Below are 8,750 nucleotides of genomic sequence, written 5' to 3'. Positions count from 1 at the left end.
GACCGATGCCGGGGGCGACGACCGGAATGGCCATGAACACCATGAAGATCAATGACATGACCTCGGCCATGCGCCGGCCGTCGAAAGTGTCGCGCACGATCGAGACGGCGATGACGCGTGTGGCCGCGGCGCCGATGCCTTGCACCACCCTGCACAGGATAAGGATGGCGAATGTCGGGGCAATTGCCGCCGCAGCCGCTGCCGCGACATAGATCACCAGCCCGACAACGAGCGGAGCACGGCGCCCGAAGCGGTCCGAGATCGGTCCGAAGAACAGCTGTCCACCGCCAAAGCCCAGAATATAAGCGGCAATCACATATTGGCGGTGGTTTTCATTCTCCACACCCAGCGAGGCGCCGATCTGCTGCAGCGCCGGCAGCATGATGTCGATGGCCAGCGAGTTGAGCGCCATCAATGCCGCGCACAGGGCGATGAATTCCCAGCGCGGAATAGGCAAGGCACCTGCCTGTTGCGGCGCTTGTGCATGCTGATCCACGGCAAAGTCCGATCTTCAAACGAAAAAGCGCCGGCGCACCGGCGCATTCATTCGTCTTGTACCCCGATACCGGGGAGGTAATCAGCTTGGCGAAGTGCCCGACGTGCTCGTCAGGCGGCGCCTTTGACGCTCACGCCCTTTTCGACGAGGAACGTCTGAAGTTCGCCTGCCTGGAACATCTCGCGGATGATGTCGCAGCCGCCAACGAATTCACCCTTGACGTAAAGCTGAGGAATCGTCGGCCAGTTGGAGTATTCCTTGATACCTTGCCGCAGCTCGGCCGACGTCAGCACGTCCACGCCCTTGTAGTCGGCCCCGATGTAGTCGAGGATCTGCACGACCTGACCGGAAAATCCGCATTGCGGGAAACCGGGCGTGCCCTTCATGAAGAGAACCACGTCGTTGCCCTTCACTTCGCTGTCGATGTAGTCGTTGATACCGCTCATGGAGAATCCTTTCATGCCCGCGAGAGTCGGGCTCGAAACATGCCCTTCAAATAAACCCATAGGTTGCCCGAAACAAGACGTTTGCCGCATCGTCACGCAAATGGCGCAAAGGATGGCCTGATATTGGGCCAAGAGCATCGGCCTGCTATTTCCCCAAGAAAGCGATGAAAAGGCGGCTTAGCGCGGCAATCCTGATTGGTGTTCTGCTCGTTGCGCTGGCCTTGATCTGGTGGTTCAGGGCATCGGAGCATCCGCCTGTCACCGTCGGCGGCAAACTGCCCGGGCCATGCCGGGACCTGAATTTCGAGGCGATCCCCTATATCGTCTGCGAGATCGATCTTCGCAGCTACGACGTTGCTGTCTTCCACGCCGCCGCAGACGGCAAGGTCTTCGGCTCGCTGGACAAATTCGACAGGGCGATGTCGGGCGAGGGCAGGCCGGTGCTGCTCGCCATGAACGCCGGCATGTATCATGAGGACCTGACGCCGGTCGGCCTTCTCGTCGAAAATGGTCGCGAGATGGCGCCGCTCAACCTCGCTGATAGAGAAGGCAATTTCTTCCTGAAGCCGAATGGCGTGTTCCTGGTTCGGAACGACGGCTTGGCGGCGGTCATGGAAACGAACGCCTATGCCGCCGCCAAGCCGGACGTGGCGTTCGCCACGCAATCCGGCCCGATGCTGGTGATCGACGGCCGGCTTCATCCTCGCTTCGAGGCGAACGGCACGTCGCGTCACATCCGCAATGGCGTCGGCGTGCGTGACGAAGACACGGTCGTGCTGGCGATCTCACGCTCGCAAGTCAGTCTCGGCAGCTTTGCACGCCTGTTCCGTGATGCGCTGCATTGCCCCAACGCGCTTTTCTTCGACGGCGTGGTTTCGGCGCTGTCGAATGGCGAGAGGATGATCGTCGGCGGAACCTATCCTGCAGGGCCGATCATTGCCGTCTCGGCGAAAAAGTGACGAGGGGTTGGAGGCGAAACCCTCAGTCCGGCACGCTGGTCTGCAAAGCGAGCGCGTGCAGCACGCCGCCCATATTGCCCTGCAATGCGTCATAGACCATCTGATGCTGCTGGACGCGGCTTTTTCCGCGAAAGCTCTCGGCCACCACCTCGGCCGCATAATGGTCACCGTCGCCGGCCAGGTCGCGAATCGTCACCTTGGCGTCCGGAATGCCTTCCTTGATTAGCCGTTCGATGTCGTGCGCATCCATTGCCATGCGAGGATTCCTTGTTCAGGTCGTGATCTCATAGATATGATCGAAATGGCGGATGGACCACCCAAACGGCCCCACTCGATTATATCACGGGTCCACGAGCTCATTTCCCATGAAGCGAGGAAACCAGGATTCGTGGGCAGCGGTCAATTCGCCGACAGGGATCGCCCGTGCCTCGCCGAGTTTCAGGTCACTACCGCCGGTCGAGCCGATCCACGGCGCAAAGATGCCGAGCTTACTTTGCTGTTCGCGAATTGCATCCCATTCATCGCTCTGCGGATCGATCGACAGCGTCAAGAGATAGCGGCCCTGATCCTCGCCGAACCAGACCGGGATCGGATCGGTCCCGACCAGGCCGGGGACGGTCGCGCCGATGCCGGACGCCATCGCCATCTCGGCCAGCGCGACCGCAATGCCACCATCGGAAACGTCATGTGCAGCGGTAACGACGCCAGAGGCGATTAGGGCGCGTACATGGTCGCCGACGCGCTTTTCATGGTCGAGGTCGACCGGCGGCGGCGGGCCGTCGGTGCGGCCATGAATGTCGCGCATGTAGGCCGACTGCGCGAGATGCGTTCCCCACATGGACGGCGCGCCAACCAGCAGGATCATCTGGCCCTCGGCGGCAAAGCCGATCCGTGCCATTTTGGACCAGTCGGCGATCAGTCCGACGCCGCCGATGGTCGGCGTCGGCAAGATGCCTTGCCCGTTGGTTTCGTTGTACAGCGAGACATTGCCGGAGACGATCGGAAAGCCGAGAGCACGGCAGGCGTCGCCAATGCCTTTCACGGCGCCGACCAACTGGCCCATGATCTCGGGCCGTTCCGGATTGCCGAAATTGAGATTGTCGGTGGCCGCGAGCGGCAGGGCGCCGGTGGCGGTAAGGTTGCGCCAGCATTCTGCCACCGCCTGCTTGCCACCCTCGTAAGGGTCGGCCTCGCAATAGCGCGGCGTGACGTCGGACGAGAAGGCGAGCGCTTTGGTCGGATGACCTTCGACGCGCACCACGCCGGCATCGCCGCCCGGAAGCTGCAGCGAATTGCCCTGAATCAGCGTGTCGTACTGCTCCCATACCCAGCGGCGAGATGAAAGGTCGGGTCCGCCGAGCAGTTTCAACAAAGCCTCGGCGATGTCGGCTTGTGGGGCATCGCTGGCAGCCAGGGGCGCCGGCTTCTTCGGCTCGGCCCAGGGACGGTCATATTCCGGCGCCTGGTCGCCAAGGTCTTTGATCGGCAGATTGGCGACTTCGTCGCCCTGATGCAGCACGCGAAAGCGCAGATCGTCGGTGGTCTTGCCGACGATGGCGAAGTCGAGGCCCCATTTGTGGAAGATCGCCTCGGCTTCCTTTTCCTTTTCGGGGCGCAGCACCATCAGCATGCGCTCCTGGCTCTCCGACAGCATCATCTCATAGGCGCTCATGCGCTCCTCGCGCACCGGCACCTTGTCGAGGTCGAGCTCGATGCCGAGGTCGCCCTTGGCGCCCATCTCGACCGCCGAGCAGGTGAGACCGGCAGCCCCCATGTCCTGGATGGCGATGACGGCACCGGACGCCATCAGCTCGAGGCAGGCTTCGAGCAGGCATTTTTCGGTGAACGGGTCGCCGACCTGAACGGTGGGCCGCTTCTCGTCGATCTTGTCGTCGAATTCGGCCGAGGCCATGGTTGCGCCGCCGACACCGTCGCGGCCGGTCTTGGCGCCGAGATAGACGACCGGCAGACCGACGCCCTTCGCCTCCGACAGAAAGATCGCATCGGTCTTGGCGAGCCCCGCCGCGAAGGCGTTGACCAGGATGTTGCCATTGTAGCGCGCGTCGAAATTGACCTCACCGCCGACCGTCGGCACGCCGAAGGAATTGCCGTAGCCGCCGACGCCGGAAACGACGCCGGCAACGAGGTGTTTGGTCTTGGGATGGTCCGGCGCACCGAAGCGCAGCGCGTTCATCGCCGCGATCGGCCGCGCGCCCATGGTGAAGACATCGCGCAGGATGCCGCCGACGCCGGTCGCCGCCCCCTGATAGGGCTCGATGTAGGAGGGGTGGTTGTGGCTCTCCATCTTGAAGACGACGCAGTCGCCGTCGCCGATGTCGACCACGCCGGCATTCTCACCCGGTCCCTGGATGACCTGCGGTCCCGTGGTTGGTAGCGTGCGCAGCCACTTCTTCGAGGATTTATAGGAGCAATGCTCGTTCCACATCGCCGAGAAGATGCCAAGCTCGGTAAAGCTCGGCTCGCGCCCGACCAGGTCGAGGATGCGTTGATACTCGTCGGGCTTCAGCCCGTGCGCGGCAATGAGTTCCGGAGTGATCGGCACGGAATTGGAAATGGTCATGGGCGGCAATTTATATCCTTGGGGTCGAATCCCCTCTTATCGCAAGCGCGAAGGCCGATACACCCTTCAAGCGCCGAAAACGATGGAAAGCCACAGGGGCAGCAACCAGCGAAAGATCGCCACTCGACCCGCCGGTTTCAAGCCGGTTCAGGAGAAACTGTCGTATCCGGCGCGGCCCTCGTCGAGAAGCCGCCTTATCACGCCGACGCCGCCCGCGATGTCCTCTCGCCGACTCGGCTGCGAAACGCCAAAACGCACGCCGTGGAAAACCTGCTCGGAACGGCCCGCCTTGAACTCGTCCTCATCATCGATAAGCACGCCATGTTCGAGACAGGCATTCTTGAAGGTGCCGGAAAGCCATGGATCAGGCAGGGTGAGCCAAACAAAGGGCACATTGTCCACTGCCTTGAAGTCGAACCCGGCCAGCGTCTCGCGCACGATCGCGATGCGCGCGTTGATCTCGACGATGCTGCGATTCCGCATCTCGCTGGCCTGGCCGGACAGAACCAGCCGGCTACACACTTCCGCCAGCAGGAAGGGGAGGCCACCCGTCAGCATCTTGTGAGCGACCCGGATCCGGTGGCGATAGGCCGGTGGACAGGCGAGCCAGCCGCCGCGAACACCAGCCGCGACGGATTTCGACAGGCCGCCGGCAACGATGGTCCGTTCGGGGGCATATTCGGCCAATAGCGGGGTCGGGTCGTCGGTCAGATCGCCATAGAGATCGTCCTCGATCAGGATGACATTGTATTCGCGCGCGACGCGCGCGATCGCCTCGCGGCGTGTTGCCGACAGCGTCACCAGTGTGGGGTTCTTGGCCGTCGGCATCAGGAACATCATTTTCGGATGTTTTTGCGCGCAGACGCGCTCGAAATCCTCTGGGTCTAGTCCTTCGTCGTCAGACGTCACCAGCGCGGTCCGGCGGCCGATCAGGCCGGCGCTGCGTGAAATCTGCGAATAGGTGAGGTGCTCGAAGACGATATAGTCGCCAGGCGTGGTGAGCGCGGCAATCGCCGCCATAACCGCCGCATGGGTGCCGAGCGTCGGAACGATGCCGTCAGGGCTCGGGCGAAACGAATTTCGCGAGAGCCAACTGCAACCGGCCTCGAACCAGCGGTCCGGAAAATCCCGCGTATAGCTTGAAATCTCATAGGGATGGTCCTGCGCCGTGCGCGAGAGCACATCGGCGACAATGGCGCCCTGGCCAATATCCGGCGCAGCCGTGCTGTCGAAGCGCAACTTACCGCGAGGCGCATCGATATAGCGCGTGCCTTCCACATGTGGGTCGGATGCCAGCAGATCGGTCTTGGTCTCATGCCGGCCCAGAACATAGGTTCCGCGCCCGACTTCGCCGCTTACCAGCCCCCGTTCGCGCAACAATTGGTAGGCCCGACCGACCGTGCCGACAGTTGTTCCGATGTCATAAGCCAGGTCGCGTTGCGGCGGCAGTTTTGCCCCCGCATCGATCATGCCGCGGTCGATGTCGGTTTCAATGGAATCTGCAAGCCGCTGGTAGAGGGGTCCGGAGCCGGACGTAAGGTCGGGTAGCCAATTTGTCATGGTGACAATTTTCTATATTGCACCGAATTGAGAGTCAATACATATGGATTGCGCAACAAAAGGGTACAATCTCGAATTCTGGTAGCAAGAAAATGGCTGCAATCGATACAATCCGTTACACGAGAGCTGAATTGCTCGGAGTCGGTCCGTCGGGCCGGCAAGGTTATGTCCGTCGCCTGGTGCGCACGGTCAGGTCACTCGCCATCCGGATCGGCAGCCTGCTGGATCGCCGGCGAAGCCGGCTGGCATTGCTGGAGATGACCGACGATCAGCTCAAGGATATCGGCATCTCGCGCTGCGAGGCCCACCGTGAGGGTCTGAGGCGGTTCTGGGACTGAAAGATGCATCAAGCTTGTGTGCATCCTTAAGAAGACGCGGTCTTAGGACGCCTTTTCGTGCCTTGATAGTTACCGTGGCTCCTCATCCGTGAGACGCCGCGGTCTGCAAGTACGGCGACTATGCACAGCACCAGAAAAGCCCGGTGATGCCGAGCGCCGAGACGGCGACGCTGGCGGCGCCGTTAGGACTCTTCGCCTGATATCGGCGCCCGCGCCAGTGCATAGGCCGTCATGGCCGCTTCCTGCAAATCGCCGGTCTGGTCATAGGCCTGGCCGCGCTCGTCCTGTAAATCTGCATCACCATTCCGGCGTCGATGGCACGCTACGCAGCCACACCGCAGGCCGGGTTGCCTGTCTGCCAACGGGCGATGTCCGAGCCGATGCGCGCACCGAGCGTTTCGGCCATCAGCGGACCGTACACGTCCACCCGGCGTGAATTGCCTTGCGCCTGCACGACCAGCAACGGCTTTGCGCCATAATGCTTGGCTGGGACCAACAGGAAGCGCGGCGTGCCGGTGAACGAATTCAGCTCATTGGCCATCTGATAGGGCCTGAAGGCGGGATCCTTGCTGGCGATCCAGCATTTGTGAGCGGCGATCGCCACCTGTTCCATGGCAAGCAGCGCCGCACTCTTGCCCGAAGGTGCCGGTGCGCTCTTCGGCTTCGATTGGCAGGAGGCGAGCACAAGGCCGGCGGTGGCGACGAGAGCGAGGCGGGCGATCGTCTGTCTCGGGCTCATGCGGCGCCTATTTCGAATTCGGAAAAAGGATGAAGATATCAAGCGGCGACGCCGAGGGCACTTTCGAACAGCGCCCGGCCGTCGCTGCCGCCATGCGCTGCTTCGATCAGGTTCTCGGGGTGCGGCATCAGGCCGAGCACATTGCCCTGGACGTTGATGATGCCGGCAATGTCGTTGATCGAGCCGTTGGGATTGGTGCCTTCGGCATAGCGGAACACGACCTGGCCTTCGCCTTCGAGCCTGCGAAGCGTCTCGGCGTCGGCAAAATAATTGCCGTCGTGATGCGCCACCGGCGAGCGGATGATCTGGCCCGGCCGATAGCGACGGGTGAACATCGTGTTGGCGTTGGCGATCTGCAGCTTGACTTGCCGGCAGACGAATTTCAGCGAGGTATTGCGCATCAAGGCGCCTGGCAGCAGGCCGGCCTCGACCAGGATCTGGAAGCCGTTGCAGACCCCGATGACCATCACGCCTTTGGCTGCCTTTTCGGCGACCGCCCGCATCACCGGCATACGCGCGGCAATGGCGCCGCAGCGCAGATAGTCGCCGAAGGAGAAGCCACCCGGGATGGTGATCAGGTCGACATCGGGGATCTCGGTGTCGGTCTGCCACACTGTGACCGGCGGCGTTCCCGAAATCTTGGTCAGCGCCGCGATCATGTCGCGGTCGCGGTTGAGGCCAGGCAGAAGAACGACGGCTGATTTCACCTCAGGCGATCTCCACTGCGTAATTCTCGATCACCGTATTCGCCAGAAGCTTGTCGCACATCGCCTTGAGATCAGCCTCGGCCTTGGCCTTGTCGCTCTCGGAGAGCTCGACGTCGAAAACCTTGCCCTGCCGCACCTGGCCGATGCCGTCAAAGCCCATCCCGGACAGCGCATGCTCGATCGCCTTGCCTTGCGGGTCGAGCACGCCATTCTTGAGGGTTACGGTAATGCGGGCCTTGATCACGCTGGACATGCTCCTGTTCGAAGTGTTGAGCGGCAAAGAATCTCAGTGCGGCTTGCCTTTGACGCCATCGGTAGAGGCGACGAGCACTGGTCCGGCGGGACGCGGCGGCTCGTTTTCGTTCATGATGCCGAGGCGGCGGGCGACTTCTTGATAGGCTTCGACCAGCCCGCCCATGTCGCGGCGGAAACGGTCCTTGTCGAGCTTGTCCTGGGTCGCCACGTCCCAGAGACGGCAGGAGTCCGGCGAGATCTCGTCGGCAACGACGATGCGCATCATGTCGCCCTCGAACAGGCGGCCGCACTCGATCTTGAAGTCGACGAGCTGGATGCCGACGCCCATGAACAATCCGGAGAGAAAATCGTTGACACGGATGGCCAGCGCCATCACGTCGTCGATCTCCTGCGGGCTCGCCCAGCCGAAAGCGGTGATGTGCTCTTCAGACACCATCGGGTCGTCGAGCGCGTCGGCCTTGTAATAGAATTCGATGATCGAGCGCGGCAGCACGGTGCCTTCCTCGATGCCAAGACGCTTGGCCAGCGAACCGGCGGCGACATTGCGCACCACCACTTCGAGCGGGATGATCTCGACTTCCTTGATCAGCTGCTCGCGCATGTTGAGCCGGCGGATGAAGTGAGTCGGAATGCCCATCCGGTTGAGATGGTTGAAGATGTGCTCGGAAA

General features: G+C 62.1%; 11 protein-coding genes. 2 read left to right on the top strand and 9 right to left on the bottom strand.

The window, feature by feature from the left end; all coding sequences use genetic code 11:
- A partial coding sequence (locus tag EOA85_RS19595; protein WP_245485886.1) for an MFS transporter occupies nucleotides 1-412 on the bottom strand: 412 nt, incomplete at its 3' end.
- A 194-nt stretch (nucleotides 413-606) separates the two neighbouring features.
- Nucleotides 607-942, bottom strand: coding sequence for a Grx4 family monothiol glutaredoxin (grxD, locus tag EOA85_RS19590; protein ID WP_029353656.1), 336 nt, complete (start codon nucleotides 940-942; stop codon nucleotides 607-609).
- 164 nt (nucleotides 943-1,106) lie between these two features.
- On the opposite strand from grxD, the gene EOA85_RS19585 reads away from it, so the two are divergent.
- Nucleotides 1,107-1,901: a phosphodiester glycosidase family protein gene (locus EOA85_RS19585; RefSeq protein ID WP_127210833.1), complete on the top strand. Its 795-nt coding sequence runs from the start codon at nucleotides 1,107-1,109 to the stop codon at nucleotides 1,899-1,901.
- A gap of 22 nt (nucleotides 1,902-1,923) precedes the next feature.
- Here the strand turns inward: EOA85_RS19585 and EOA85_RS19580 are convergent, their stop codons facing one another.
- The 3 genes from EOA85_RS19580 to EOA85_RS19570 all read right to left on the bottom strand — a co-directional run bounded on the left by EOA85_RS19580 (nucleotide 1,924) and on the right by EOA85_RS19570 (nucleotide 6,042).
- On the bottom strand, nucleotides 1,924-2,157 hold the full coding sequence (locus EOA85_RS19580; RefSeq protein ID WP_127210832.1) for a BolA family transcriptional regulator: 234 nt from the start codon (nucleotides 2,155-2,157) through the stop codon (nucleotides 1,924-1,926).
- Nucleotides 2,158-2,241: 84 nt separating this feature from the next.
- A complete protein-coding gene (purL, locus tag EOA85_RS19575; RefSeq protein ID WP_127210831.1) occupies nucleotides 2,242-4,482 on the bottom strand; it encodes a phosphoribosylformylglycinamidine synthase subunit PurL in 2,241 nt (746 codons plus the stop codon).
- A 147-nt stretch (nucleotides 4,483-4,629) separates the two neighbouring features.
- Nucleotides 4,630-6,042, bottom strand: coding sequence for a PLP-dependent aminotransferase family protein (locus tag EOA85_RS19570; protein WP_127210830.1), 1,413 nt, complete (start codon nucleotides 6,040-6,042; stop codon nucleotides 4,630-4,632).
- Between the two features lie 92 nt (nucleotides 6,043-6,134).
- Here EOA85_RS19570 and EOA85_RS19565 point away from each other — a divergent pair, with 92 nt between their 5' ends.
- A complete protein-coding gene (locus EOA85_RS19565) occupies nucleotides 6,135-6,380 on the top strand; it encodes a DUF1127 domain-containing protein (RefSeq protein WP_127210829.1) in 246 nt (81 codons plus the stop codon).
- 322 nt (nucleotides 6,381-6,702) lie between these two features.
- Here the strand turns inward: EOA85_RS19565 and EOA85_RS19555 are convergent, their stop codons facing one another.
- From EOA85_RS19555 to EOA85_RS19540, 4 genes are all read right to left on the bottom strand, one after another.
- Nucleotides 6,703-7,119, bottom strand: coding sequence for a hypothetical protein (locus EOA85_RS19555; RefSeq protein WP_065008140.1), 417 nt, complete (start codon nucleotides 7,117-7,119; stop codon nucleotides 6,703-6,705).
- A gap of 38 nt (nucleotides 7,120-7,157) precedes the next feature.
- Complete coding sequence (gene purQ / locus EOA85_RS19550) at nucleotides 7,158-7,826, bottom strand: phosphoribosylformylglycinamidine synthase subunit PurQ (protein WP_127210828.1); 669 nt, start codon at nucleotides 7,824-7,826, stop codon at nucleotides 7,158-7,160.
- 1 nt (nucleotide 7,827) lies between these two features.
- A complete protein-coding gene (purS, locus tag EOA85_RS19545; protein WP_065008292.1) occupies nucleotides 7,828-8,070 on the bottom strand; it encodes a phosphoribosylformylglycinamidine synthase subunit PurS in 243 nt (80 codons plus the stop codon).
- Between the two features lie 42 nt (nucleotides 8,071-8,112).
- The coding region (locus EOA85_RS19540) for a phosphoribosylaminoimidazolesuccinocarboxamide synthase (protein ID WP_127210827.1) at nucleotides 8,113-8,750 on the bottom strand (638 nt) is incomplete at its 5' end.

Origin of the sequence: Mesorhizobium sp. M5C.F.Ca.IN.020.29.1.1, assembly GCF_003997375.1 — a bacterium.
GTDB classification, from domain to species: Bacteria; Pseudomonadota; Alphaproteobacteria; order Rhizobiales; family Rhizobiaceae; genus Mesorhizobium; species Mesorhizobium wenxiniae.
Note: the sequence above shows the minus strand (reverse complement) of the source record. Positions and strands in the feature narration are given on the sequence as shown.

What these genes read in the sequence shown, in the direction of transcription:
- purL (WP_127210831.1), bottom strand. Translation starts at nt 4,482, where the DNA reads ATGACCATTTCCAATTCCGTGCCGATCACTCCGGAACTCATTGCCGCG.
- grxD (WP_029353656.1), bottom strand. Translation starts at nt 942, where the DNA reads ATGAGCGGTATCAACGACTACATCGACAGCGAAGTGAAGGGCAACGAC.
- EOA85_RS19580 (WP_127210832.1), bottom strand. Translation starts at nt 2,157, where the DNA reads ATGGCAATGGATGCGCACGACATCGAACGGCTAATCAAGGAAGGCATT.
- EOA85_RS19585 (WP_127210833.1), top strand. Translation starts at nt 1,107, where the DNA reads ATGAAAAGGCGGCTTAGCGCGGCAATCCTGATTGGTGTTCTGCTCGTT.
- EOA85_RS19555 (WP_065008140.1), bottom strand. Translation starts at nt 7,119, where the DNA reads ATGAGCCCGAGACAGACGATCGCCCGCCTCGCTCTCGTCGCCACCGCC.
- EOA85_RS19570 (WP_127210830.1), bottom strand. Translation starts at nt 6,042, where the DNA reads ATGACAAATTGGCTACCCGACCTTACGTCCGGCTCCGGACCCCTCTAC.
- EOA85_RS19565 (WP_127210829.1), top strand. Translation starts at nt 6,135, where the DNA reads ATGGCTGCAATCGATACAATCCGTTACACGAGAGCTGAATTGCTCGGA.